This is a genomic window from Comamonas guangdongensis (assembly GCF_041079535.1).
Lineage (GTDB): Bacteria > Pseudomonadota > Gammaproteobacteria > Burkholderiales > Burkholderiaceae_C > Comamonas > Comamonas guangdongensis.
This window is the reverse complement of record NZ_JBFYGN010000023.1, coordinates 28,661-53,478: the sequence shown is the minus strand read 5'-3', so window position 1 is coordinate 53,478 and position 24,818 is coordinate 28,661. Positions and strand designations below refer to the sequence as shown.

Sequence of the window (24,818 nt, the reverse complement as noted above, 5' to 3'; positions counted from 1 at the left end):
AAGCGGGAAGTGCTCTGTTTTTGAGAGTGATGCCTGGACAGGCAGCCGTGAAGATCGCCCGGAGCAGGCCATGAAAAAAGCAGCCGTCAGGCTGCTTTGGTGGGTGAATTGGCGCTTGGCGCAACCTAGGCGCCGCGCGGCGCGCGGATCGCGCTCTTGGGGCGGAAGGCCTTGCAGACCGCCTCATGCGTTTCGAGGTAGGGGCCGCCTATCAGGTCTATGCAGTAGGGCACGGCTGCGAAGATGCCGTTCACGGCCTGCGTGCCGTCGGCATTCTTCAGGCCTTCCAGTGTCTCGGCAATCGCCTTGGGCTGGCCCGGCAGGTTGATGATCAGGCTGTGGCCGCGGATCACCGCCACCTGGCGCGAGAGGATGGCCGTGGGCACGAAGGCCAGGCTGATCTGGCGCATCTGCTCGCCGAAGCCCGGCATTTCCTTGTCGGCCACGGCCAGCGTGGCCTCGGGCGTCACATCGCGCAGCGCAGGGCCGGTGCCGCCCGTGGTCAGCACCAGGGAGCAGCCGGCATCGGCCAGTTCAACCAGGGCGGCGCTGATGCCGGCCTGCTCGTCGGGGATCAGGCGCGGCTCGAACTGGATGGGGTTCTTGAGCGCCCGGGTCAGCCAGTCCTGCAAAGCGGGCAGGCCCTTGTCCTCATAGACGCCGCTGCTGGCGCGGTCGCTGATGGAGACAATGCCGACCTTCACGGCATCGTGAAGATTCTGCTGCACATCACTCATCGCCGTCGTCCTCGGCCGCCGCATCGGCCTTGCCGGCCTTATCGGTGCTCGCCAGCTGCTCGCGCACCAGCTGGAACAGGTCGCGATAGGCGCGGCCCTTGCTGACTTCCTTGGGCGCGGCATCGGGGCCGGCTGCCTGGGCCGCGGCGGCGGCCTGTTCCTTGGCTTTCTCGATGTCCTTGCGGGCCTGGCGGATCAGCGAGCGCAGCTGCTGCACATCGGTGGACGGAAAGTGGTCCAGCCAGATGGACAGCGCGGTCTCTTCCACGATCAGGCGGTCGCGCCATTGCTCGGCCACTTGCAGGGCCATTTTTTCGGTGGCGGAGCCGTTGCGCTGCTCGTCCATGGCCTGCTTGATGGCTGCGACCTGGTCTTCGGTCAGCTTGCGCATCAGCTTGCCCACATACTGGAGCTGGCGGCGCTTGCCTTCGAAATTGGTGATGCGCTTGGCTTCGGCCAGGGCGTCGACCAGCTGGTCGGACAGTTGCAGGCGCTTGAAGAGATCGCTGCGCAGCGTCATCAGCTCCTTGCCCAAGTCCTGCAGCGCATCCATCTCGCGCTTGAGGTCGGTCTTGGTGGAGTCGTAAGTGCCTTTGAGTTCGGCCTTCAGCTCAAGGTCCAGCTCGCTGCCTTCGGCAACGAACTTTCCGCGAACAAAATAGCCTTTGGTGGGTTTGCGTGACATGGTAAGGGGGCAATATCGGTGGCAGCACAGGGCGTGCCGCAGTGGCGGCTATCATAGCCGCCGCTATGAAAAAACCTCGCTCCAGCAACACAAGCACTTCCGGTGCACAGGCCCAATCCGAACCGCAAGCCGGTTTCAGCTTCAGCCAATCCTTTTTTGAAGGCCTGGTGGACCAGGCTCTGCAGCATGCCAAAAAGCTGGGAGCGACGGACGCCGGAGCCGAGGCATCCGAGGGCTGCGGCCTGTCGGTCAGCGTGCGCAAGGGGGCGCTGGAGACCGTGGAGCGCAACCGCGACAAGTCGCTGGGCGTGACCGTGTACCTGGGCCAGCGCCGCGGCAATGCCAGCACTTCGGACTTTTCCGAGGCCGCCATCCGGCAGACCGTGCAGGCCGCCTACGACATCGCCCGCTTCACGGCCGAAGACCCGTTTGCCAGCCTGCCCGACAGCGCCGATATCGCGCCGCCCGGCACCCACCGCGACCTTCAGCTCTTCCATCCCTGGGACATCAGCAGCGAGGAAGCGGCCGAGATGGCGCTGCGCTGCGAGGACGCGGCCTTCAAGACCCACAAGCGCGTGAGCAACAGCGAGGGCGCGGGCGTCTCGGCCCAGCAAAGCCATTTCTTCAGCGCGCACACCAATGGCTTTCGCGGCGGCTATGCGAGCTCGCGCCACAGCCTGTCGGTGGCGCCGATCGCCAAGCTGCCCGGCAAGAACGGTGAGATGCAGCGCGACTACTGGTACAGCTCGCAGCGCCGCGCGGCCGATCTGGCCTCGCCCGAGGCCGTGGGCCGCTATGCGGCCGAGCGCACGCTGAGCCGTCTGGGCAGCCGCAAGATTGCCACCACCGAATGCCCGGTGCTGTTCGAGTCCCCGCTGGCCGCCGGCCTGCTGGGCAGCTTTGTGCAGGCCGTCAGCGGCGGCGCTCTGTACCGCAAGAGCACCTTCCTGCTGGATTCGCTGGGCAAGCCCATCTTCCCCAAGCACATCGACATAGCTGAAGACCCGTTCATCCTCGGCGGCAAGGGCAGCTCGCCCTTCGACGAGGAAGGCGTGCGCGTGCAGGCGCGCAAGGTGGTGGACGCCGGCCGCGTGGAAGGCTATTTCCTCTCCAGCTACTCGGCACGCAAGCTGGGCATGAAGACCACGGGCAATGCCGGCGGCTCGCACAATCTGACCATGAGCTCGCGCCGCACCAAGGCCGGCGACGACCTGGACGCCATGCTCAAGAAGCTGGGCACGGGTCTGTTCGTGGTCGAACTCATGGGCCAGGGCGTGAACTATGTGACGGGCGACTATTCGCGCGGCGCCTCGGGCTTCTGGGTGGAGAACGGCGAGATCGCCTTCCCCGTGCACGAGATCACGATCGCGGGCAACCTCAAGACCATGTTCAAGGGCATAGAGGCCATAGGCGCCGATGTCTACAACTACGGTGCCAAGACCGTGGGCTCCATGCTGATCAACCGCATGAAGGTGGCGGGCAGCTGAGCCCTGAGGCTTGGATAGGCAGGCGGCCCGAGGGCCGCCTTTTTCATGGGCGCGTGATCCGGAGCTTGCGGCGAGGTGGGGCCTGGCACCAACCCGAAGTGCCGGGGCAGGGCGCGGAGCCGCCCGTTTCCCCTAGGACTGATGGCTGGCTGTTGTCATCCGGGGAAGCCCTTGGGACGGGTCGTGGGATGCGCGGCAAAAATAGAATGAAGATTCGTTCTACTTTTGATCGTGACGCACGAAACCTGGACTTTCTTCCCCCATGCCGGTTCGCGCCATGTGCAGACGCTGCGCGTGGCGCTCAGGCTGTTCGTGCAAAACGGCTTCTTCAATACCTCGATCCAGGATTTATGCGCCGAAGCCGGGGTGTCCATAGGCTTCTTCTACAACCACTTTGCCGACAAGGAAGGCATCGCGCGCGAGCTGTACCGGCATCTGCTGGCGCGCATGAATATGCTGCTCGATGAAATCGAGGAGCGGCAGACCAGCAACCGCGAGCGCTGCGAAGCCGTACTGCGCATGCTGTTCGGGCTGGCCGAGGCCGAACCGGAAGCCATGGGTTTTGTCGTCAATGCGCGCCATCGCGAATTTCTGCCCGAGGAGCAGGCCATCTGCTCGGCTTCGGCCTTTGTGCGCATGCGCGGCTTTGTGTTTGCGGGCATGGCTGATGGCGAGATCCGCGAGATGAATCCCATGGTCGCTGCCAGCCTGATGTATGGCAGCGCGATCCGCATGATCTGCCTGCGTCTGGACGGGCTGGTGGACACGCCCATAGGGCAACTTTTCGATTCGCTGTGGGACGGGGTCTGGCGCTCACTCAGACCCGACTGAGATTGCAAGCTTATCCGTGCCGGTGCCCCCGAGGCTGCCGGCTGTTGTTCGACTGGAAGCAGACAGGAGTAGCAGGGATGGCGCATCACATATTGATCATAGGCGGCGGCATTGGCGGAACCATGACCGCCAATCACCTGGTCACCAAGCTGTATCCGGAGCTGCTGGCCGGCAAGGTCCGCATCACCATGCTCTCGAACTCGCCCTGGCATTACTACAAGCCGGCGTTCATGTATGTGGCCTTCAACGCCTTCTTTCGCGACGAACTGCAGCGCAAGCAGCGCAGCCTGCTGAGGCCCGAGATCGACTTCCAGGTCGAGGAGGTCGAGAGCTTCGACTTTGCCGCGCAGCGCGTTGGCTGCAAGAGCGGCAAGAGCTTCGGCTACGACCATCTGGTGATCTCCACGGGCTGCGTGCCCTCGCCCGAGCGCATCGAAGGCCTGGCCGAAGGCGGTGACCACTTCTACCAGCATGCGCCGGCGCGCCAACTGGCCGACAAGCTGGCGCGCCTGGAAAAAGGCCGGGTGTTCGTCACCGTGACCTTTCCCAAGACGCCCAATGTGCCGCACCAGTGCGGCATCGCGCCCATAGAGACCACGCTGATGCTCGACGATCTGCTGCGCCGCCGCGGGGTGCGCGACAAGGTGGAGATCGTCTACACCTACCCGACGATTTCGCAGCTGTTGCGCAACTGCCTGTTCCTGCAGAAGGACACCTGCGAGATGCTGCCCACGGTGTTCAAGCAGCGCGGCATACGTTTTCAGCGCGGCTTCACGCTGTCGCATGTCGATCCCGGTGCCAAGGTCGCCTATTCCGAGGAAGGGCAGGCCGAGAACTTCGACATCCTCATGGCCACGCCGCCGATACGCGCGGTGCAGGCGGTGCGCGACTGCGGCTTGTCCCAGGCCGAGGACGGCGAGGGCTGGCTGCCCACCGATCACGAGACCATGCAGGTGCTGGGCCTGAGCAATGTCTATGTGCTCGGAGACACCGTGGACCTGCCCGTCAGCAAGGCCGGTGGCTCCTGCCACAGTCAGTCGCCTGTGGTCGTCAACAACATCGCCTCGCAGATCCGCTTCGGCCGTACCTCGGATGCCTATGACGGACGAGTCGTGGCCATTGCCCAGATGGGACTCGAGGACGGCATGCCGCTGTGGTACGACTACAAGGTGGACGTCAAGCCCACGCCACCCAACAAGCTCGGCGGAATGATGCGCAAGGGTTTCAACCGCGGCATGTACTGGGCCGTGGCGCGGGCCTTGGTCTGAACGGCAGCAGCTCACGCAAAAGGAGAATCGAGATGAATAAGGTTTCCGATATTCCCGTGACCGAGAGCCGGTCAGGCCTTGGTGCTGCGGCGGGCCTGCTGCAGGACGATGCTGCTTTGCAGGGACTGGCCGAACTCATGGCCAAGCTGGAGCCCCTGCTCGCGGGGCGGCGCCTGAACCGTGTGGTCGATCTGCTGTCCGTGACGGCCGATGTTGTGGATATGAGCGATGCCTATATGGTGGAAAAGCTCTCCAGAGCCTTCGAGGAGGGCGTGGGGGCCGCATGGTCGGCCGGCAATGCGGCGCGCCTGGCCGCCGCTAGGATGGAGCGCATGGAAGAGACGCCCACGCTGATCGGCCTGCTGCGTATGACCAAGGAGCCCGAAGTGCGGCGCGGGCTGGCCTTCTTGCTGGCCATGGCTGGAGCCTTGGGGCGCAAACATGCTTACGACCCCATCGATTACACGGCCGACTGAGAGCCTGCGGCCGGATGGGCCGGCCGTTTAGCGCCATGGGCCAGATGGTTCGCTGCCGGGCTACGGGAGCGGCCGGACTTGTAGTCAATCGCTGGCGCGTCAACGGCTTGGCCGGGAAGCCGGCGGCCTTAAAAAAGCAATGCCAGCCGGCGTCGTGCCGGCTGGCATTTTGCATGCATGGGCCTGCATCGCTGCGGCCGCTGCGGGTTCAATAGGCCCGCACTGCGGCGAGCCGGTCTTTCCGGAGGGCGACTCAGTTTTCGGCGGCAGCCTGAACGATGCAGGCCGAGAGCTTTTCAAAGTGCTTGTGCGCGGCCTCGCTGAGCTCGATCTGTTTGCGGCGCGCGTCTTCGGTATCGGCCAGCAGAATCCAGCCTTTTTGGCGCATGGATTTGAGGCGGGTGTGAATCGTGGCCGGCGAACTCAGCTCACGCTGGGCCATCAGGTCGCGCACGCAAAGGCGCTCCTGGCGGGTGCCGGCATTGGCAATCTGTTCCAGCAGGCGCTCTTCCAGTGGGTCCAGTGCGGGCAGTGTGGGCAGGCCGCGGATAGTCTCGGCCAACTGCAGAAAGCGTAGATAGATATCGGCAGACAAAGACTTTTTCATCGGGAGCAAAGAGAGAGGAGGCGCCGTTTTCGGTGCGGGAGAGATAACCAGCACTGATAATACTGCGCGTGAGACTATCAATACCAATGAAGAATATTTTCACGCAATTTGCAATGGCCGTGGTTACGGCCTTGCTATTTGTATTGATGCTGGTCGTGAATGAATGGGTGTTCGCCTCCCTGATATTCACCAAGGGGGCTAACTGGATTTACCTGCCTGCGGGCGCGCGTCTGCTGTGCACCTTGCTGTTTGCCGAAGCTGGAGCCGCAGGGTTATTAATCGGCGCCTGGCTGACCGGATTTTTCTATTTTTTTCCCGGCGACTGGTGGCGCTCGTTTTCGGGGGCCATCGTGGCCACGCTCGCACCCTATGGCATGTATTGCGCGGCCCGCAGATATATGGGCCTGAGCCGGTCCCTGGTCAGCCTCACTCCCAGGCGCTTGCTGTGGCTGGGCCTGATCTATGCGCTGGCGAATGCTTCGGCGCATCAGCTCTGGCTGGTTTTCAGAGGGCAGGGCATGGACCTGGAGCGCTTTCTGGTGACGATTCTGGGGGACTTCAGCGGGACCCTGATCGTGCTCTATGCGTTCAAGGCGGCCTTGATGCTGATGCCCGAGCCCGGCGATCGCCATGGGCTCAAATGAGTCCGGCTGCCGGGGCCAGGACTTGACTACTAACTTGCAACAACGGTCGGAGCAATGACTTCAGCATCCTTGCCTGCTTCCGGCATGAGCCGGGCGGACTGGTTCAGCGCCATCATCGTCATCGTGGTCTGGGGACTCAATTTCGTGGTCATGAAGTGGGGCCTGGCTACGCTGTCGCCGCTGCTGCTGTGCGCGCTGCGCTTTGCCGCGGCATCGCTGCCCCTGCTGCTGTTTGTACGTCCGCCGCGAAATCTGTCCTGGGGTCTGCTGGCAGCCTATGGGCTGGTGCAGGGCGTGGGGCAGTTCGGCCTGCTGTTCACGGGCATGAAGCTGGGCATGCCGGCCGGCATGGCTTCCGTGGTGCTGCAGACCCAGGCCTTCATCACCATGTTGCTGGCGGCCGTGTTTCTGCACGAGAAGCCGCAGCGCTGGCAGTGGATAGGCTTGCTGATCGCCATTGCGGGCCTGGTGCTGATCGGTGCGGCCAATGGCAACGGGGCTGCGGGCATGACCCTGATCGGCTTTGTGCTGACCGTGGGAGCTGCCGCCATGTGGGCCAGCTCCAATCTGCTGACGCGCCTGGCCGCGCGGCAGGGCTCTTATGAGCCCGCGTCCTTTATCGTCTGGACCAGCGTGTTTCCCATTGTTCCGCTGCTGCTGCTGTCCTGGTGGCTGGAGGGCGGCGCAGCCATGGTCTCCCAGCTCAGCCTCATAGGCTGGCGCGAGCTGGGCGTGATTGCCTATCTGGCCCTGCTGTCCACCCTGCTGGGCTATGGCCTGTGGACGCGTTTGCTGCAGCGCTATGCGGCCAGCACCGTGGCGCCGCTGTCCCTGCTGGTGCCGGTGATAGGCCTGCTGTCGGCCATGCTGCTACTGGGCGAATTCCCCTCGGGGCTGCAATGGCTGGGCACGCTGGGCGTGCTGCTGGGCATGGTGGTCAACCAGTTCGGCGGCCGCTGGATGCGGCGCTGAAGGGGGAGGGGCTCTCAGCGCCCGCGCTGGTCCCGGCGCTGCTGCTTGCGCAAGGTATAGAGATACAGGCTTTCGGTCTTCTCGCGCGCCCAGGGCGTCTTGCGCAGAAATTTGAGGCTGGAGCCGACGCTGGGATTGACGCTGAAGCAGCGCAGGGGAATGCACTCGCTCAGACCATCCCAGCCGTAGTAGTCCACGAGTTCGGTGACGATGCGCTCCAGCGTGATGCCGTGCAGAGGATTGCGCGGTTGCGCGGAAGTATTCATGCCGACATTGTCGTGGACTTCTCGCATGGCATTGACTGAGGGGATTTGTCTGCAAGGGCGGAGTGTCGAGGTCAAATCAGCTGCCTTTTTTCCTGGTTTTGATCTGAATCAGCTTTGCGGCGAAGGCTCTTGCATCTATTTTTTCTTTGTATATTATACAAATATATATATTGATTGCGAAGGCCAATTCAAAGGCCAGGGCGTGCAGGCTGTACCTGTTTTCAGGAAAGGGGAAGAGTCATGAAGACCAATGTCGGTGGATTGGACCGTGTGCTGCGGATCGTCGTAGGCCTGGCGTTGATGGCGCTGGCTGCCACGGGGGCGGTAGGGTGGTGGGGTTGGCTGGGAGCGATACCCCTGTTGACTGGGTTGTTCCGTTTCTGCCCGCTGTACCCGTTACTCGGCATCAGCAGTTGTCCTGTCAAGGAAGGCAAATAAGCTCGCCAGGCCTGTGTGCGATGCAAGGCCTGCACATTGAGTGTTGAGAGAAACCATCATGAGTACGTTTGAACATGATCATCTGATTCGCAATATCAACTCCGCGCTGTCGCCGTTTCGCAAGTCACAGAGCGAGGTGATGAAGGGATTTGCGCAACTGGCCCAGGCGTCGATGGCTGAAGGGGCCATCAGTGCCAAACACAAAGAGCTGATTGCTCTGGCCATCGGCGTGACGCAGAAGTGCTCGGGCTGTATCGGTTTTCACACCAAGGCCCTGCACAGGCTCGGCGCCACACGGCTGGAGCTGGAGGAAATGCTGAGCATTGCCGTCTATATGGGTGGAGGTCCGGCCCTGATGTATTCGGCAGAGGCCTTGTCCGCCTGGGACAAGTTGGTGGAAGCAGTCTAGCTTTGAATGAAATCAGCTGTAAGCGCCTGTCCAGCAAGTGCTTGCAGCTATCAAAATAAATTCCCTGCGTGTCATGTTCGGAGCGACTGATGTGATGGGATTGGCATGGACTCCTTGATCACGGCTGCGGCCCGCGCGCTGGCTGCCGGTGACCCTTTTGGCGCGCTGAACCGGGTGGCGTTGCGCAGCGACGCGCCCGCGCTCGCGTTGCGCGGCATTGCCATGGCGCAGCTGGGCGATCTGGTACGGGCCAAGGCTCTGGTACGCAGCGCGGCGCAAGCCTTCGGCGCCCGGGAGGCCGTGGCTCGCGCCCGTTGCGTGGTGGCCGAGGCCGAGATTGCACTGGCCCTGCGCGACCTGGCCTGGCCGGCCCGCAGGCTGGACGCGGCACGCGCCACGCTCGAAGTACATGGCGACCAGGTGAATGCCGCCCATGCACGCTATCTCGAGATCCGCCACTGCCTGCTGGTGGGGCGCCTGGGTGAAGCCGCACGCCTGCTCGATGGGCTGCAGCCGGGGCTGCTGCCGCCGGCCCTGAGAGCGGTCCACGAACTGGCCGTGGCCGGCATCGCCATGCGGCGGCTCGATACCCAGGCCGCGCGCGCGGCGCTGGGATTTGCGGCCCAGGCCGCAGACAGCGCGGGCATTGCGGCACTGGCGGCCGAGGTGGAGCGTGCGGTGGACGCCCTGCACGCGCCCGCGGCACGGCTGCTGCAGAAAGAACAGGCCGAGCGCTTGCTGGCGCTGGACGAGGTCGAGGCCTTGTTCGCATCGGGCTCGCTGGTGGTCGATGCCTGCCGCCATGCGCTGCGAGAGGGCGCGGTGGTGGTTTCGCTGGCGGGCCGGCCGGTGCTGTTTGCGCTCGCGCGAGTGCTGGGCGAGGCCTGGCCGGCCGATGTGTCGCGCGATGCGCTGGCCGCGCGGGTGTTCCGAGCCCGGCAGGCCGACGAGTCCTACCGTGCGCGCCTGCGCGTCGAGCTGGGGCGGCTGCGGCGGCTGCTGCGGCCGCTGGCCGAGGTGCGCGCCACCTCGCAAGGCTTTGCGCTGGTACCTCACCACGGGCCCGTGGCCGTGCTGGAGCGGCCCGTGGAGAGCGCGCATGGGGCGGTGCTGGCTCTGCTGTCCGATGGCGAGGCCTGGGCCAGTTCGGCCCTGGCCCTGGCGCTGGATGCCAGTCAGCGCAGCGTGCAAAGGGCTTTGGATGCGCTGGCGGCCGACGGCCTGGTGCAGCCCCTGGGCCAGGGGCGGGCGCGCCGCTGGATGAGCCGGCCCGTGGCGGGATTCGCGACGACTTTGTTACTCCCTGCTGCGCTGCCGGGTGACTAGCATGGGCTGACCACATCACTCAGGAGTTCCGCATGAAAGCAGCTACCGCAGAAGTCATCCGCGAGTACGGGCCCTTTCCCGGCATCACGCATGTGCATGGGGTGTCCTACGACGGCAGCCGGGTCTGGTTTGCCACCGGGGACCAGGTGCAGGCCATGGATCCCGAAAGCGGCCGGATCGTGCGCAGCATCGATGTTCAAGGCCATGCGGGCACGGCCTTCGACGGCCGGCATCTGTTCCAGATTGCCGAGAGCCGCATCCAGAAGATAGACCCGGCCACCAGCCGCGTGCTGGCCACGATACCGGCGCCCGGAGGCGGCGGCGACTCGGGCCTGGCCTGGGCCGAGGGCTCGCTGTGGGTGGGGCAGTACCGGCAGCGCAAGATTCACCAGATTGACCCCGAGACCGGGGCGGTGCTGCGCACGATTGATTCGAACCGTTTCGTCACCGGTGTCACCTGGGTGGATGGCGAGCTGTGGCACGGCACCTGGGAAGAGGACCAGAGCGAGCTGCGGCGCGTAGACCCGGACAGCGGGGCGGTGCTGGAGCGGCTGGAGATGCCCGAGGGCGCTGGCGTGTCGGGGCTGGAGTCCGATGGCGGCGAGCGCTTCTTTTGCGGCGGTGGGGCCAGCGGCAAGCTCAGGGCCGTGCGCCGGCCCAGGCACGGCCGCTAATCCGGCTCAGAGAGACTTCACCAGCTCCGCGACACCGGCCCAGGGTTCGTTGGCGAAGGAGCTGGCCAGATGCGCGATCAGGGCCTGTACGCGCGCGGGGCGGTTGCGGCCCGGCGGGGTCAGTATGTGCAGTGCTATGGGCTCGACCTGCCAGTCCTCCATCACCGCTTCCAGCACCCCCGTCTGCAGCTGCTGCCAGACCAGAAAGGTCGGCTGCAGCGCCACGCCCAGGCCGGCCAGCAGCGCGGGCGTCAGTGCCTCGGCATTGTTGGCCTGCATCTGCACGGCCATGGACTGGGTGAACTCGCCATGCTGCGCATGCCTGAAGCGCCAGTGGGTGCCGCTGCTCTGATAGCTGTATTGCAGTGCCTTGTGGTGGGCCAGATCGCGCGGGTGCCGCGGCCGTCCGTGCCGCTCGAAATAGGCCGGCGAGCCCACGAGCACAATCTGCACCCGGCATAGCTGGCGCGCCAGCAGGCTGGAGTCTTCGAGGTTGGCCAGGCGCAGTGCCAGATCGAAGCGGTCGGTCACCAGGTCCACCTGCTTGTCGTTGAACTGCACGTCCAGCTCCACATCGGGGTGGGCCTGCAGAAAGCCGGGCAATGCCGGCGCCAGCCGCGCAATGCCGAAGGACATGGGGGCGGACAGGCGTATCACGCCGCGCAGGCTGCTGGATTGCTCGGTCACCTCGGCCTCCACGGCCTGGCCCTCGCGCAGTATGCGCGCGGCGCGCTCCAGTGCCGCGTGGCCGTTGGCGGTCAGCGAGATGCGCCGCGAAGTGCGGTGGAACAGCACGGTCTTCATGCGCGCCTCCAGCCGCGAGACGGCCTTGGACACCGTGGCTTGGGACAGCGAGAACTCGGCCGCAGCGCGTGCGAACGAGCCGGTTTCCGCGATCTTGGCAAAGATCGCCCACGCTTCCAGGTCTGGCAGTTTGTTCATGTTCGTTGTGGAACTGATGGGGTAGGACAGCTCGCAATATGCCAGCAGGCGGGCATCTAGGCGCATGTCAGAAATGGAAAGAATGGAATTCCATTTTTTGTCTTCTCAGCATGATTCCCGGTTTCTAGACTGGCGCCATTGTCATCAACGAGCCCACAGGAGAAGACCATGATCGAACGCCGTCCCCTGGAAAGCCTGGGAGCAGCCCACCATGGCTGGCTTGACGCCAAGCACCATTTTTCCTTTGCCGAATACCACGACCCCGAGCGTGTGCACTGGGGAGCGTTGCGGGTGTGGAACGACGACAGCATTGCGCCGGGCTCGGGCTTTCCCCCCCATCCGCATGCCGACATGGAAATCATCACCTATGTGCGCGAAGGCGCCATCACCCACCGTGACAACCTGGGCAACCAGGGGCGCACTGTGGCCGGCGACGTGCAGGTCATGAGCGCGGGCACGGGCATCCGCCATTCCGAATACAACCTCGAGCCCGAAGTCACGCGCATCTTCCAGATCTGGCTCCTGCCCAGCCGCCATGGCGAGTTGCCGGCCTGGGGCACCAAACCCTTTCCCAAACATGACCGTGCAGGTCATTTCGTGACCCTGGCCAGCGGCGACGACAGCGACGAAGACGCCCTGCCGATCCGCGCCGATGCCCGCGTGCTGGGCGCCACGCTCAAGGCCGGCGAGAGCGCCGAGTACCAGTTTGCCCAAGGCGACCGTTATGGCTATCTGGTGCTGGCCGCGGGCAGTGCCGAGGTCAACGGCGTGCGCCTGAGCGCTCGCGACGGCGCCGCCGTACACGATGAAAAGAGCATTCGCGTCACGGCCAGCGCCGACACCGAGGTCGTGCTGGTCGATGCCGCTGCAGTGCATTGAGCCACAACTTGCTTTCACTTTTTCCACCCACCACCAAGGAGACAGCCATGTCCAATCGCCAGTACACCGAAGTCCTGACCCCCCAGAACAGCCAGATCATCTTCATCGACCAGCAGCCGCAGATGGCCTTCGGCGTGCAGTCCATCGACCGCCAGGTGCTGAAGAACAACGTCGTGGGTCTGGCCAAGGCGGCCAAGGCCTTCAACATCCCGACCACCATCACCACGGTGGAAACCGAGGGCTTCTCGGGCCACACCTATCCGGAACTGCTGGGCGTGTTTCCCGAGAACAAGCTCCTTGAGCGCTCCTCGATGAACTCCTGGGACGACCAGAATGTGCGCGATGCGCTGGCCGTCCATGCAGCCCAGGGCCGCAAGAAGATCGTGGTGTCGGGCCTGTGGACCGAGGTCTGCAATCTGGGCTTTGCGCTGTCGTGCATGCATGACACCGACTACGAGATCTATATGGTGGCCGACGCCTCGGGCGGCACCTCGCTGGACGCGCACAACTACGCCATGGACCGCATGGTGCAGGCCGGCGTGGTGCCCGTGACCTGGCAACAGGTGCTGCTGGAGTGGCAGCGCGACTGGGCACGCAAGAGCACTTACGACGCGGTGATGAACATCGTGCGCGAGCACTCGGGGGCCTACGGCATGGGCGTGGACTATGCCTACACCATGGTGCACAAGGCTCCCGAGCGCGTGCAGCACGGCCAGCGCATCGGCCCCAATCCCGCCAAGTAAGCGCAGGCCACTCCGTCCCGTGGCCTGCGCGGCAGATGTCGCCGGGCCACGGGTGCCACCCATCTCCAGACCCGCGGGGCCAACCATGAAACTCTATGCACTATCACTCGGCGCCGGCCTGCTGGTCGGCATCATCTACAGCCTGCTGAGCGTGCGCTCGCCGGCACCGCCGCTGGTGGCCTTGGTAGGCCTGCTGGGCATTCTGGTGGGCGAGCAGGTCATTCCCGTGAGCAAGCAGTTGCTCGGCGGCAGCGCCTTTAGCACCGCTTGCAGCGAGACCCGGGCTACGGCCTCGGTGCTTGGCCAATTGCCTGGCCGGCAGCTAGCGGACAAACCGGCCGAAGACAAGCGGGCCTGATGGCGTTGCGCCGACCCGCGTTACCACCGCGTATCACCCAGAACCACAGTCCCATCCATACGACGGGCATCCATATTCCAAGAGAGAAAACGCATGACATCCCGTCGAGACATCCTGGGCGCCGCGACGACGCTGGCGCTGGGTAGCTTATTGGGGCGCAACGCCTCCGCAGCCGATCACCAAGGAGCATCTGCCATGTCCGATCCCCACCCCGACATCATTTTTTTCAACGGCCAGATCACCACGCTGGACCGCAGCAAACCCGTGGCCAGTGCCGTGGCCGTCAAGGCCGGCCGCTTTGTCGCCGTCGGTGATGACCAGGAAGTCATGGCGCTGGCGGGCGACAGGACCCGGCGCATCGACCTCCAGCGCAAAAGCGTGCTGCCCGGCCTGTTCGACAACCACACCCATGTGGTGCGTGGCGGCCTGAACTACAACATGGAGCTGCGCTGGGACGGGGTGCGCTCGCTGGCCGATGCGCTGGACATGCTCAAGCGCCAGGTAGCCATTACCCCTGCGCCGCAGTGGGTGCGCGTGGTGGGGGGCTTCACCGAGCACCAGTTCGTTGAAAAGCGCCTGCCCACGCTGGCAGAAATCAACGCCATCGCGCCCGATACGCCGGTGTTCCTGCTGCATCTGTACGACCGTGCGCTGCTCAACGCCGCCGCGCTGCGTGCCGTGGGCTATACCAAGGACACGCAAGCGCCCCCGGGAGGCGAGATCGTGCGCGATGCAGGCGGCAACCCTACCGGTCTGCTGCTGGCCAAGCCCAATGCCACCATCCTCTATGCGACCCTGGCCAAGGGCCCCAAGCTGCCGCTGGATTACCAGATCAACTCCACGCGCCATTTCATGCGCGAGCTCAACCGCCTGGGCGTGACCGGCGTGATCGATGCGGGCGGCGGCTTCCAGAACTATCCCGAAGACTACGAGGTGATCCAGAAGCTGGCCGACGCCAACCAGATCACCGTGCGCCTGGCCTACAACCTGTTCACGCAAAAGCCCAAGCAGGAGAAGGAAGACTTCCTGAACTGGACCCGATCGGTCAAGTACAAGCAGGGCGACGATTACTTCCGCCACAACGGCGCGGGTGAGATGCTGGTGTATTCGGCCGCCGACTTCGAGGACTTCCGCGTGGAGCGCCCGGACATGCCGCCGCAGATGGAAAGCGAGCTCGAAGAAGTGGTGCGGGTGCTGGTGCAGAACAAGTGGCCCTGGCGCCTGCATGCGACCTATGACGAGACCATCTCGCGTGCGCTTGATGTGTTCGAGAAGGTCAACCGCGACACGCCGCTGACGGGAATCAACTGGTTCTTCGACCATGCCGAGACCATCTCCGACAAGTCCATAGACCGCATCGCGGCGCTGGGCGGCGGCATTGCCGTGCAGCACCGCATGGCCTACCAGGGCGAGTACTTCATCGAGCGCTACGGCGCCCGTGCGGCGGAAGCCACGCCGCCCGTCAAGCGCATTCTGGAAAAAGGCGTCAAGGTCTCGGCCGGCACCGACGCCACGCGCGTCGCTTCCTACAACCCCTGGGTGTCGCTGTCGTGGATAATCACCGGCAAGACCGTGGGCGGCACGCAGATGTACCCGCAGCGCAACCTGCTAGATCGCGAGACTGCCTTGCGCATGTGGACGGAAAACGTGGCCTGGTTCAGCAACGAGGAAGGTCAGAGGGGCCGGATTTCGGTAGGCCAGCTCGCCGACTTCATTGTGCCGAGCAAGGACTTCTTCAAGGTGCCCGAGGACGAGATCTCGTTCCTGAGCTCGCACCTCACGGTGGTCGGTGGCCGTGTGGTCTACGGCGAAGGCGAGTTTGCCCAGCATGACGACAACCCGCTGCCGCCCGCCATGCCCGATTGGTCGCCCACGCGCTTGTTCGGCGGCTATGCGGCCTGGGGCGAGCCGGACGGTGCGGGCAAGAACTCGCTCAACCCGGCCCGCTATCGCAGCATGGCCGCGGCCTGCGGCTGCGGCACGAGCTGCGGCATGCACGGTCACAGCCATGCCGATGCCTGGGCGTCGAACGTGCCGGCCTCCGATCCCAAGAGCTTTTTCGGCGCGCTGGGCTGCTCCTGCTGGATGGCTTGACATTGAAGCTCCCCCTGAGCCGCTGCGCGGCTTCCCCGTTGCACGTCGCCCTCTCTCGCTGCGCGGGAGGGGGACGATGCCATCGCCTGGGCGGCCCCGCCGCGAGGCGGCTCTTGCTCGGCATCTCTGGCTTGGTTGGTGCCAGTTTTTGGCATAGTGGTCTTGGATGGGGCGCTTGATTGGAGATGTGCCATGAATACTTCCGTATCCGGTTTTTCGGCGCGTCTGGCTGGTCTGGCGCGCCCCGTCTTCGGCAGCGCCGCCATGCGCTTTGTCGCCTATCTGGGCCTGTGCGCGGCCTATCTGCAGGGTGGGCTGGTCAAACTTGCCGACTTCTCCGGCGCCATCGGCGAGATGCAGCATTTCGGCCTGGCTCCGGCCCCCGTGTTTGCGGTGCTGGTGATAGTGCTGGAGCTCGGGGCCTCGGCGCTGATCCTCTCCGGGCGGCTGCGCTGGCTGGGCGCACTGGCCCTGGCCGGCTTCACCCTGCTGGCCACGCTGCTGGCGCTGCGCTTCTGGGAGCTGCCCGCGGGCCAGCAGCGCTTTATGGCGGCCAATTCGTTTTTTGAACACCTGGGCCTGGCCGGCGGCTTCCTGCTCGTGGCCTGGCTGGACTTGCGGGAAAAGGAGGCTGTATGACGGCTGCAGGGAATGCGGAGCAGACCCCGGGGCTCTGGGCGCAGTGCCGCGCGCCGGTGCTGCTCACCATCGTGGGCGGCGCCATAGACACCATAGGCTTTATCGCGCTGCTGGGCTTTTTCACGGCCCATGTGACGGGCAACCTGGTGCTGGCCGGCGCGGCTTTCGTCAGGGGTGGCGCGGGCCTGTGGATCAAGCTCGGCGCGATTCCGCTGTTCATCGCCACGGTCATGGTCACCAAGACCTGGGTCGACCATTGCCGCCAATCCCATGTGACTTTGGGCTGGCTGTTTGTGGCCGAGGCCTTGTTTCTCACGGGATTCATGCTGGCCGGCCTGTGGCTGGAGCCGTTCCGCGATCCTGGCGCCGGCACGCTTGCCCTGACCGGTGGCCTGGGTCTGGTGGCTCTGGCCATACGCAACACGGCCAGCAAGACGCTGATCAAGCACATCAGCCCCAGCACCATGATGACGGGCAACACCACGCAGTTCGGCATCGACCTGTCAAACTACGTGCGCCAGCCGGGCAGCGCAAACCGGCAGGCGGTCTTCAAGAGCGGCAGCATCATCGTTGGCTTTGTCGCGGGCGCTTTCCTGGGGGCGGTGCTCTATATGCACATCGGCTTCTGGAGCGTGCTGCCTTTTGTGCTGGCCGTGCTGTACCTGGCCGGGCTGTCCTTTCGCCGGCAGTTCATCTGATGCCGGCCGGTTTCTTGATGCTCATGGCGATGGCCGCGCCCAGGTATCTGCGCGGCTCGCGCCAAGCGAATACTCCGGCGCTGCAGGCCTCAAGCCGTGTTGAGCGCCCATCTTCCCTGGAGACGCCATGTCCGATGCCCGCAGCATTCCCGCCCCTCTGAGCCATCTGCTGGGCTTCAATGCCGGCTATGTGGATACGGCGGGCTTTCTGGCGCTGGGCGGTCTGTTCACCGCACATGTGACGGGCAACTTTGTCACTCTGGGCGCGGCGCTGATCCATGGCAGCGCGGGCGCGCTCTCCAAGCTGCTGGCCTTGCCCGTGTTCTGCGTGGCCGTGCTGCTGACCCGCCTGGCCAGCAATGCGCTGGTGGCGCGGCAGAAAGCGCCCATGTTCAGCCTTGTCGTGGCCCAGGTGCTGCTGCTGGCGCTGGCTGCGGCGCTGATGCAGGTTTGGGGGCCGTTCGAAGACGGTGACATGGCGCCCGCGTTTGCGGCCGGCATGCTGATGGTCTGCGCCATGGCCGTGCAGAACGCCATGCAGCGTATGCACCTGCCCCAGCTCCCGCCCTCGACGCTGATGACGGGCAATACCACCCAGGTGATGATCGATCTGGCCGATCTGCTCAAGGGCCTGGGCGGCGATGAGCGCAGCGCGGCCATGGGGAGGCTGCGCAAGATGCTGCCCGCCATTGTGAGCTTTGCCGTGGGCTGCGCGTTGGCGGCCCTGGCCTATGTGACCCTGGGCATGTGGTGTTTTGCGCTGCCGCCGCTGGTGGCGGCGCTGACGCTGCGCTACAGCAGCGTATAGCGGTGGAGAGGCTGAACACCGAAGGCCGGCATGCGGTGCTGGCCCGGCGGCCGTTTTATCGGTCGCTGACCTTATCGGTCCGTCTGATCCTGTACCACATGCCTGACGGCCAGCAAGGCCGTGCGCAGCCGGTCTGGCGGCACGGATCCCAGAGCCAGGCGGATCGCATGCGGCACCTGCCGCGAAGCGGCGAAAGGCTCTGCCGTCGAAACGGAAATGCCTTGGCGCAGCAACTCGGCCGCCACGCTGCCGGCGCGCACCTCGGCGGGTAGCGGCAGCCACGCGAAATAGGAACTCGGATGGCTGATGCAGTCCAGGCCGGCCAGCGCCTCGCGCGCGATGGCCTGGCGCTGCGCGGCGTCGCGCCGTTTCTCCGCTTCCAGGCGCTGCACCGTGCCGTCCTCCAGCCACGCGCAGGCCAGCGCGGTCACCAGGCCGGGGGTGTTCCAGGTGGTGCTGCGGATGGCGCGCTCGAGCAAAGGCACCCAGGGCGTCGGAGCGGCGACGAAGCCGAAGCGCAGTCCGGTGGCAACGCTCTTGGAGAGGCCTGAGACGTAGAGCGTGGATTCCGGCGCTGCCGCGGCCAAGGGCGCGGGTGGGCTGTCGGCCAGAAACGCATAGGCAGCATCCTCGATGGCGATCAGTCCATGCCGGCGCACGACGGCCGCCAGCCCCTGCCGCCAGTCGGCGCTGCCCACCCAGCCCAGAGGGTTGTGCAGCGTGGGCATGGTGTAGACGGCGCGCACGCGGCGGCGCGTGCATAGGCGTTGCAAGGCCTCCAGATCGAAGCCTTGATCCGCGGCCGGCAGCGGTGCCAGTTCCAGGCGCAGCAGATCGGCCAGTACCTTGAAGCCCGGATAGGTCAGTGCATCCACCGCCACCAGGTCGCCCGGCTGCAGCAAGGCCATGCCTGCCACGGCGAGGCCGTGCTGGGCGCCATCCACGATCAGTACCTGGGCCGGATCCATGGCCAGTCCGCGCGACGCCAGGTGCCGGGCCACGCAGGCGCGCTCATGCGGCCGACCGCCATGCGGGGCATAGCGCAGCAGCGCCTCCAGATCGCCGCCGGCGGCGAGCCACCGCAGGCCCTGGCTCAGCAAGCGGGCCTGCTGCGGCAGGGCCGGGTAGTTGAAGTTCAGGTCCACCATGCCGGCCGTTACTGCCTGCTGGTCTACGGCCAGCTCTGGCGGCACGGCCGTCTCGCGCACGAAAGTGCCCCGGCCCACCTCGCCGCGCGCCAGGCCCAGGGCTTCCAGCTCCGCATAGACGCGGCTCGCCGTGCTCAGTGCCACGCCATGCTGCCGGGCCAGTTGGCGGTGCGTGGGCAGGCGGGTGCCAGGCGGCAGCTGGCCGCCGCGGATCTGCGCGGCCAGCGTATCCACCAGCATCCGGTACAGGGTCGGGTTCACGGCAAAGATGTATTCATGACAATTTTTTGATTGTATTGAATGCCCTGCCTAGGATGAGCGCTGTTCTTCAGCTTGACGGTCGCCCGGCGGCCGGCCCACCATGCACATCGCCATTCTGACTTTCGACGGCTTCAACGAGCTTGACTCCCTCATCGCCCTGGGCATTCTGAACCGCATCAGACGGCCCGATTGGCGCGTGAGCCTGTGCTGCCCTGGGCCCGAGGTCACCTCGATGAACGGCGTCACGGTGCGCGCGCAATCCTTGCTGGAGGAGGCTTGCAAGGCCGACGCCGTCATCGTGGGCAGCGGGCTGCGTACCCGTGAGGTGGTGGCCGATGAGCTGCTGATGACCAGGTTGGCGCTGGATCCGTCGCGCCAGCTGATCGCTGCGCAATGCTCCGGCACCTTGGTGTTGGCCAGGCTGGGCCTGCTGGGCAAGGTGCCGGCCTGTACGGACCTGACGACCAAACCCTGGGTGCAGGAGGCCGGTGTACAGGTGCTGAACCAGCCTTTCCACGCCCAGGGCAACGTGGCGACGGCGGGCGGATGCCTGGCGTCGGCCTATATCGCAGGCTGGCTGCTGGTGCGCCTGGAAGGCCTGGAGGCCGCGGCCTCCGCACTGCATTACGTGGCGCCCGTGGGCGAAAAAGAGGCCTATGTGGATAACGCCATGCGCAACATCGCGCCGTATCTGGCCGGGATTTAAGTCAAGCCGCCAGCGCTTGCCAATCGGTCGCTGGAAGTTATCAAAACAGAAGCGATTCTTCTATCAGCCCTGGGCAATCAGCGCCGCAACCGCCTCGCCCACCTGGGTGGTGTTGGCCTTGCCGCCCAGATCCGGCGTGCGCGGGCCGTTCTTGATGACTTCTTCGATGGCGGCCACGATGGCGTCGTGCGCGGCGCGCCCCGCGCCCTGGCCCTGGGTCAGGAAGTCCAGCATCAGCGCACCCGACCAGATCATGGCGATGGGGTTGGCGATGTTCTTGCCGAAGATATCGGGCGCCGAACCGTGCACGGGCTCGAACAGGCTGGGGAAGAGCCGGTCGGGATTGAGGTTGGCCGAGGGCGCCAGGCCTATGGTGCCCGTGGTGGCCGGGCCCAGGTCGCTGAGAATGTCGCCGAAGAGGTTGGTCGCGGCCACCACGTCGAAGCGGTCCGGCTGCAGCACGAAGCGCGCGGTCAGGATGTCGATGTGCTGCTTGTCCAGCGTGACCTCGGGGTAGGCCTGGGCCACGTCCTCGGCGCGCTTGTCCCACCAGGGCATGCTGATGGCGATGCCGTTGCTCTTGGTGGCCAGGGTCACATGCTTGCGCTCGCGGCTCTGGGCCAGGTCGAAGGCGAACTTGAGCAGGCGCTCGGCGCCCTTGCGCGAGTAGACCGATTCCTGGATCACGATCTCGCGGTCCGTGCCCTCGTACATGATGCCGCCCAGCGAGGTGTACTCGCCCTCGGTGTTCTCGCGCACCACGTAGTAGTCGATGTCGCCGGGCTTGCGGCCGGCCAGCGGGCAGGGCACGCCCTCGAACAGGCGCACGGGGCGCAGATTGATGTACTGGTCGAACTCGCGGCGGAACTTGAGCAGCGAGCCCCACAGCGACACATGGTCGGGCACGGTGGCCGGCCAGCCCACGGCGCCGAAGAACAGGGCGTCCATGCCCGAGAGCTGCTGCTTCCAGTCGTCGGGCATCATCTTGCCGTGCACGGTGTAGTAGTCGCAGCTGGCCCATTCGAAATGGTGGAATTCGAGCTGCAGCTCGAAGCGTTTGGCCGCGGCCTGCAGCGCGCGCAGGCCCTCGGGCATGACTTCCTTGCCGATGCCGTCGCCGGCGAGAACCCCGATTCTGTAGATGGTGGACATGGATGGTTTGCGTCGTTGATCTTGCTGGGCCGCATTTTCAAACCATGAGGAATTGAAGACAATCCCATGGTTGTGGTCTGATTGTTTACATATCGTGTTTAAAAACCTGCTGCCCGAGGATTTGCGCGTGTTTCTCTGCGTGGTGCGCCGCGCCAGCTTTGCCGCGGCCGCGCAGGAGCTGGGCGCCTCGCCCGCCTATGTGAGCAAGCGTCTGCGCCTGCTGGAAGAGGAGCTGGGCGTGAAGCTGCTGCACCGCACGACGCGGCGCGTGACGGTGACCGAGGACGGCGAGCGCGTGTTTCACTGGGCGCAGCGCATACTCGACGACATCGACCATCTGGTGCAGGAAGTGAGCACGGCACAGAGCGAGGTGCGGGGCCTGCTGCGCGTGAGCAGCAGCTTCGGCTTCGGCCGCAATGTGGTGGCGCCGGCCATGTCGCGGCTGGTGGCGCAGCACCCGGGCCTGCAGGTGCGGCTGGAGGTGTTCGACCGCCTAGTGGACGTGGCGGCCGAGGGCATAGACCTGGACGTGCGCGTGGGCGACGAGATCGCGCCGCATCTGATCGCGCGCCAGCTGGCCGCCAACCATCGCGTGCTGTGCGCGGCGCCCGCCTATCTGGCGCGCAAGGGCCTGCCGCGCAGCATCGCCGAGCTGTCCGCGCACGACTGCCTGGTCATCAAGGAGCGCGACCACCCGTTCGGCGTCTGGAAGCTGCGCGCGGGTGCCGAGGAGCGCACGCTCAAGGTGACGGGCCCGCTGTCGGCCAACAACGGCGAGATGGCCGCGCAATGGGCGCTGGACGGCCATGGCATCGTGCTGCGCTCGATCTGGGACGTGCAGGCCGATCTGGACGCGGGGCGCCTGGTGCAGCTGCTGCCGGCCTGGACGCAGGAGGCCAATGTCTGGGCCGTGTATCCGGGCCGCCTGGGGCGCTCGGCCAAGGTGCGCGTGGCCGTGGAATTTCTGCAGGCGCATTTTGCGCGCCAGGGCCTGGAGAAGCTGCAGACACTATCTTGATAGCTGCTAGCGCCCGTTCATGCTTGGTTTCGGGTTTATATCCATCTGAAACCATGAACCATCGCGCGCTACGGGCTATCAAAATTCATGGCCATGAAAAAGGCGCCCGCAGGCGCCTTGACGGGAATGCACGGTGCGGGCCGCTTACTTGCTCAGCGCGGCCTTGACGGCCGCGGAGACCAGGCCCATGTCGGCCTTTCCGGCCAGCTGGGACTTGACCGCGCCCATGACCTTGCCCATGTCGCCGGGGCCGCTGGCGCCGACTTCGGCCACGATGGCCTGCACGGCGGCGGTGATCTCGGCCTCGCTCATGCGCTCGGGCAGGTAGACCTTGAGCACTTCGACTTCGGCTTTTTCCACATCGGCCAGATCCTGGCGGTTGGCGCTCTCAAAGGCGGCGATGGAGTCCTTGCGCTGCTTGATCAGCTTGTCGACGATGGCAATCACGGCCGCGTCGTCGAGCTCCACGCGCTCATCCACTTCCTTTTGCTTCATCGCGGCCTGCAGCAGGCGGATGGTGCCCAGGCGTGCACTGTCCTTGGCACGCATGGCAGTCTTCATGTCTTCGGTAATCTGGGCTTTCAAGCTCATAGCTCTCTCCTTCAGTGAGAGGTCACTGCGTATCGCAGTGGCCAGAAAACAAAAAACCCGCGCCTGGCGTCCCGAGCGCGGGTTTGCGGCGTTTGACGGCCGTCTGTCCTAACGAATTAGTACAGCTTCTTGGGCAGTTGCATGCTGCGAACGCGCTTGTAGTGGCGCTTCACGGCAGCAGCCTTCTTGCGCTTGCGCTCGGCTGTGGGCTTTTCGTAGAACTCGCGAGCACGCAGATCGGTCAGCAGACCCAGCTTTTCGATGGTGCGCTTGAAGCGGCGCAGGGCAACTTCATAGGGCTCGTTTTCTTTGACGCGAATGGTAGTCATTTAATTTCCAGATATATCTGTGCTGACAGCGGGTTCTCGGGAAGATCGGGCCTGAGAGCCATGAACAGCGGTTTCCCCGCCACTTTGTAACTAGTATGGCCGACGGAGTAATGCCAGCAAAGTCGAGCATTATAGACCAAGAGTTGCGGCGCGGCTAAATCAGATCGTGATGCGATCCGAGGCTGGCCAAAGTGGCGCGGCCTTGTCGCTACCAGCCAGGCGCTCAAGGAGGCGCCGCATTCATGCGCCGCTATTGTGCGCCGTATTCTGGGACTGTGGGCTCGCAATGCGGGTCAGGTCGGCCGGCGGGCCGGGGGGCGAAATGCAAGAGGGCGGTGCTGCCCAAACGCCATGCCGTCAGAAGGCGGCTCTGGGGTTTTTGGGGAGGATTGTGTGCACGGAAATTGCATACAGTTTGAAGGCCTTGTTTCATGATCGAAGTCAAGAAACAGGTGGCCTCGTGCCAGTGCGCGGGGCGGTTTTTCTGTGTTCAAGGAGCTTCCATCTTGTCCAGTTCTGTGCATCGGTCATTTGTTTCGCGTCGTCAATGGATGGCTTCGGCCGTCGCCGTACCCAGCTTGCTGGCACTCACGGCTTGTGCCGGCAGGGCCGGAATTTCCGGGGCTGCTGCGCCCGCCAGCCCCTTGGTGGTGGGCGGTCTGTTTGCGGGCTCGCGCAGCGACAAGGGCTTTATGGAGGCCGGCTGGCGCGGTCTGGAAAAAGCGCGCCAGGAGCTGGGCGTGCAGACCCGTTTTCTCGACGGCATGGCACCCAGGAAGGAGTTGCTGGAGCCGGCTCTCACGCAACTGGCCGAGCAGGGCGCGCAACTGGTGATTGCCCATGGCGGGCAGAACAATCAGGCCGCGGCCGAGGTCGCGGCGCGCTTTCCCCGGATCCAGTTTGTCGTGACTCAGGGAGCCGTGCAGGGCGCGAATCTTTGCAGCTACGACGTGCTGCAGGAGGAGTCGGCCTATCTGGCCGGTGTGCTGGCGGCGCTGACCACCCAGACCGGCGTGGTCGGCCATATGTCGGGCATCCGCGTGCCGCCGGGGCTCAAGGGGCGTGCGGCCTATGCGGCCGGCGTGCGCGATACCGATGCCAGGGTCAAGCTGCTGACGAATTTCTCGGGCGACCAGGACGACAACGCCTTGTCGCACCGCATTGCCAGGGCCCAGATGGCCGCCGGTGCCGATGTGATCTTCACCATGCTCAACTCCGGCCGCGATGGCGTGACCCAGGCCTGCCGCGAGACGGGCGCGCGCCAGATCGGCAATGTGATCGACTGGACCACGGTGGACCCGCAGGTGTTTGTCGCATCCGCCTGGGCCGATGTGGGCATTGGCGCGTTTCTGGCCGTCAAGGACATGCAAGAGCGCGGCACGCCCGGCCCGGGTATTCGCAGGATCGGTCTGAGTGACCCGGCTGCCGTGCGTCTGACCCTGGGCCAGGGCGTGGCGGCCGGTGTGCGCGAGCGCGTGGCCAGGGCGTCAGCCGCCATCGCCTCGGGGCAGCTCAAAGTGCCGGAGCACTATGAAGGCCAGGAGTTCTCTGCCTGATTTCAGAGGCGGCTTCAGGTGACAGGCACGAAAAAGGCTGGCCCAGCCATCCTTTTTTCAGGGCGGATATCGCCTT

The 24,818-nt window shown here is 65.0% G+C and carries 30 protein-coding genes; 21 read left to right on the top strand and 9 right to left on the bottom strand.

The features are described from left to right. Positions 1 to 125: 125 nt before the first annotated feature. Both mog and yjgA read right to left on the bottom strand, forming a co-directional pair. Positions 126 to 737, bottom strand: a complete 612-nt coding sequence (mog, locus tag AB6724_RS17375) for a molybdopterin adenylyltransferase (protein WP_369339782.1) — start codon at positions 735 to 737, stop codon at positions 126 to 128. Beyond that, positions 730 to 1,422 (bottom strand): ribosome biogenesis factor YjgA, encoded by a 693-nt coding sequence (yjgA, locus tag AB6724_RS17370; RefSeq protein ID WP_369339781.1) that lies wholly within the window; start codon positions 1,420 to 1,422, stop codon positions 730 to 732. Before yjgA ends, mog begins: the two co-directional genes overlap by 8 nt. 65 nt (positions 1,423 to 1,487) lie before the next feature. Here yjgA and pmbA point away from each other — a divergent pair, with 65 nt between their 5' ends. The 4 genes from pmbA (at position 1,488) to AB6724_RS17350 (ending at position 5,484) form a co-directional block, all read left to right on the top strand. Continuing rightward, the gene (gene pmbA / locus AB6724_RS17365; RefSeq protein ID WP_369339780.1) at positions 1,488 to 2,909 is read left to right on the top strand and encodes a metalloprotease PmbA; all 1,422 of its coding nucleotides are present in this window, start codon (positions 1,488 to 1,490) and stop codon (positions 2,907 to 2,909) included. A 231-nt stretch (positions 2,910 to 3,140) separates the two neighbouring features. After that, the gene (locus AB6724_RS17360) at positions 3,141 to 3,740 is read left to right on the top strand and encodes a TetR/AcrR family transcriptional regulator (protein WP_369339779.1); all 600 of its coding nucleotides are present in this window, start codon (positions 3,141 to 3,143) and stop codon (positions 3,738 to 3,740) included. Positions 3,741 to 3,817: 77 nt separating this feature from the next. Next, positions 3,818 to 5,008: an NAD(P)/FAD-dependent oxidoreductase gene (locus tag AB6724_RS17355; protein ID WP_369339778.1), complete on the top strand. Its 1,191-nt coding sequence runs from the start codon at positions 3,818 to 3,820 to the stop codon at positions 5,006 to 5,008. A 32-nt stretch (positions 5,009 to 5,040) separates the two neighbouring features. Continuing rightward, complete coding sequence (locus AB6724_RS17350) at positions 5,041 to 5,484, top strand: helical membrane plugin domain-containing protein (protein ID WP_369339777.1); 444 nt, start codon at positions 5,041 to 5,043, stop codon at positions 5,482 to 5,484. A gap of 253 nt (positions 5,485 to 5,737) precedes the next feature. Here the strand turns inward: AB6724_RS17350 and AB6724_RS17345 are convergent, their stop codons facing one another. Next, complete coding sequence (locus AB6724_RS17345; RefSeq protein WP_369339776.1) at positions 5,738 to 6,091, bottom strand: winged helix DNA-binding protein; 354 nt, start codon at positions 6,089 to 6,091, stop codon at positions 5,738 to 5,740. Between the two features lie 113 nt (positions 6,092 to 6,204). Here AB6724_RS17345 and AB6724_RS17340 point away from each other — a divergent pair, with 113 nt between their 5' ends. After that, on the top strand, positions 6,205 to 6,735 hold the full coding sequence (locus AB6724_RS17340) for a hypothetical protein (RefSeq protein WP_369339775.1): 531 nt from the start codon (positions 6,205 to 6,207) through the stop codon (positions 6,733 to 6,735). 84 nt (positions 6,736 to 6,819) lie between these two features. Further along, complete coding sequence (locus tag AB6724_RS17335; protein ID WP_439329889.1) at positions 6,820 to 7,707, top strand: EamA family transporter; 888 nt, start codon at positions 6,820 to 6,822, stop codon at positions 7,705 to 7,707. Positions 7,708 to 7,721: 14 nt separating this feature from the next. On the opposite strand, the gene AB6724_RS17330 is transcribed toward AB6724_RS17335, so the two are convergent. After that, complete coding sequence (locus tag AB6724_RS17330) at positions 7,722 to 7,973, bottom strand: VF530 family protein (RefSeq protein ID WP_369339773.1); 252 nt, start codon at positions 7,971 to 7,973, stop codon at positions 7,722 to 7,724. A 25-nt stretch (positions 7,974 to 7,998) separates the two neighbouring features. Here AB6724_RS17330 and AB6724_RS17325 point away from each other — a divergent pair, with 25 nt between their 5' ends. From AB6724_RS17325 to AB6724_RS17305, 5 genes are all read left to right on the top strand, one after another. Next, the gene (locus AB6724_RS17325; protein ID WP_369339772.1) at positions 7,999 to 8,217 is read left to right on the top strand and encodes a hypothetical protein; all 219 of its coding nucleotides are present in this window, start codon (positions 7,999 to 8,001) and stop codon (positions 8,215 to 8,217) included. After that, positions 8,214 to 8,411 carry a YgaP family membrane protein gene (locus AB6724_RS17320; protein WP_369339771.1) on the top strand — a complete coding sequence of 66 codons (198 nt, stop codon included), beginning with the start codon at positions 8,214 to 8,216 and terminating at the stop codon, positions 8,409 to 8,411. Before AB6724_RS17325 ends, AB6724_RS17320 begins: the two co-directional genes overlap by 4 nt. Before the next feature lie 58 nt (positions 8,412 to 8,469). Then, a complete protein-coding gene (locus AB6724_RS17315) occupies positions 8,470 to 8,820 on the top strand; it encodes a carboxymuconolactone decarboxylase family protein (RefSeq protein WP_369339770.1) in 351 nt (116 codons plus the stop codon). Between the two features lie 105 nt (positions 8,821 to 8,925). Continuing rightward, a complete protein-coding gene (locus AB6724_RS17310; protein ID WP_369339769.1) occupies positions 8,926 to 10,146 on the top strand; it encodes a helix-turn-helix domain-containing protein in 1,221 nt (406 codons plus the stop codon). Between the two features lie 32 nt (positions 10,147 to 10,178). Then, a complete protein-coding gene (locus AB6724_RS17305; protein WP_369339768.1) occupies positions 10,179 to 10,820 on the top strand; it encodes a Vgb family protein in 642 nt (213 codons plus the stop codon). A 6-nt stretch (positions 10,821 to 10,826) separates the two neighbouring features. Here the strand turns inward: AB6724_RS17305 and AB6724_RS17300 are convergent, their stop codons facing one another. Then, positions 10,827 to 11,762, bottom strand: a complete 936-nt coding sequence (locus AB6724_RS17300) for a LysR family transcriptional regulator (protein WP_369339767.1) — start codon at positions 11,760 to 11,762, stop codon at positions 10,827 to 10,829. A gap of 168 nt (positions 11,763 to 11,930) precedes the next feature. Here AB6724_RS17300 and AB6724_RS17295 point away from each other — a divergent pair, with 168 nt between their 5' ends. The 7 genes from AB6724_RS17295 (at position 11,931) to AB6724_RS17265 (ending at position 17,981) form a co-directional block, all read left to right on the top strand. Continuing rightward, the gene (locus AB6724_RS17295; RefSeq protein ID WP_369339766.1) at positions 11,931 to 12,641 is read left to right on the top strand and encodes a pirin family protein; all 711 of its coding nucleotides are present in this window, start codon (positions 11,931 to 11,933) and stop codon (positions 12,639 to 12,641) included. Between the two features lie 47 nt (positions 12,642 to 12,688). Beyond that, a complete protein-coding gene (locus tag AB6724_RS17290; RefSeq protein ID WP_369339765.1) occupies positions 12,689 to 13,384 on the top strand; it encodes a hydrolase in 696 nt (231 codons plus the stop codon). 85 nt (positions 13,385 to 13,469) lie between these two features. Beyond that, positions 13,470 to 13,742, top strand: a complete 273-nt coding sequence (locus AB6724_RS17285; RefSeq protein ID WP_369339764.1) for a XapX domain-containing protein — start codon at positions 13,470 to 13,472, stop codon at positions 13,740 to 13,742. Positions 13,743 to 13,937: 195 nt separating this feature from the next. Further along, complete coding sequence (locus AB6724_RS17280; RefSeq protein WP_369339763.1) at positions 13,938 to 15,836, top strand: amidohydrolase; 1,899 nt, start codon at positions 13,938 to 13,940, stop codon at positions 15,834 to 15,836. Between the two features lie 192 nt (positions 15,837 to 16,028). Next, positions 16,029 to 16,475: a DoxX family protein gene (locus AB6724_RS17275; protein ID WP_439329886.1), complete on the top strand. Its 447-nt coding sequence runs from the start codon at positions 16,029 to 16,031 to the stop codon at positions 16,473 to 16,475. After that, positions 16,472 to 17,173, top strand: coding sequence for a YoaK family protein (locus AB6724_RS17270; RefSeq protein ID WP_369339762.1), 702 nt, complete (start codon positions 16,472 to 16,474; stop codon positions 17,171 to 17,173). The genes AB6724_RS17275 and AB6724_RS17270 overlap by 4 nt, the downstream gene beginning before the upstream one ends. A 145-nt stretch (positions 17,174 to 17,318) precedes the next feature. Beyond that, complete coding sequence (locus AB6724_RS17265; protein WP_439329888.1) at positions 17,319 to 17,981, top strand: YoaK family protein; 663 nt, start codon at positions 17,319 to 17,321, stop codon at positions 17,979 to 17,981. A 71-nt stretch (positions 17,982 to 18,052) separates the two neighbouring features. Here AB6724_RS17265 and AB6724_RS17260 read toward each other — a convergent pair whose 3' ends face one another. Continuing rightward, complete coding sequence (locus AB6724_RS17260) at positions 18,053 to 19,369, bottom strand: aminotransferase-like domain-containing protein (protein ID WP_369339802.1); 1,317 nt, start codon at positions 19,367 to 19,369, stop codon at positions 18,053 to 18,055. Between the two features lie 121 nt (positions 19,370 to 19,490). Here AB6724_RS17260 and AB6724_RS17255 point away from each other — a divergent pair, with 121 nt between their 5' ends. After that, complete coding sequence (locus AB6724_RS17255) at positions 19,491 to 20,096, top strand: DJ-1/PfpI family protein (protein WP_369339760.1); 606 nt, start codon at positions 19,491 to 19,493, stop codon at positions 20,094 to 20,096. Positions 20,097 to 20,159: 63 nt separating this feature from the next. Here the strand turns inward: AB6724_RS17255 and AB6724_RS17250 are convergent, their stop codons facing one another. Beyond that, positions 20,160 to 21,248, bottom strand: a complete 1,089-nt coding sequence (locus AB6724_RS17250) for a tartrate dehydrogenase (RefSeq protein WP_369339759.1) — start codon at positions 21,246 to 21,248, stop codon at positions 20,160 to 20,162. Positions 21,249 to 21,342: 94 nt separating this feature from the next. On the opposite strand from AB6724_RS17250, the gene AB6724_RS17245 reads away from it, so the two are divergent. Next, positions 21,343 to 22,266, top strand: coding sequence for a LysR substrate-binding domain-containing protein (locus AB6724_RS17245; protein ID WP_369339758.1), 924 nt, complete (start codon positions 21,343 to 21,345; stop codon positions 22,264 to 22,266). 144 nt (positions 22,267 to 22,410) lie between these two features. Here the strand turns inward: AB6724_RS17245 and AB6724_RS17240 are convergent, their stop codons facing one another. Continuing rightward, positions 22,411 to 22,857 (bottom strand): GatB/YqeY domain-containing protein, encoded by a 447-nt coding sequence (locus tag AB6724_RS17240; RefSeq protein WP_369339757.1) that lies wholly within the window; start codon positions 22,855 to 22,857, stop codon positions 22,411 to 22,413. 116 nt (positions 22,858 to 22,973) lie between these two features. After that, entirely contained in the window at positions 22,974 to 23,186 is a 213-nt protein-coding gene (rpsU, locus tag AB6724_RS17235; RefSeq protein WP_003052999.1) for a 30S ribosomal protein S21, read from the bottom strand. A 506-nt stretch (positions 23,187 to 23,692) separates the two neighbouring features. On the opposite strand from rpsU, the gene AB6724_RS17230 reads away from it, so the two are divergent. Then, positions 23,693 to 24,742: a BMP family protein gene (locus tag AB6724_RS17230; protein ID WP_369339756.1), complete on the top strand. Its 1,050-nt coding sequence runs from the start codon at positions 23,693 to 23,695 to the stop codon at positions 24,740 to 24,742. Positions 24,743 to 24,818: the final 76 nt, after the last annotated feature.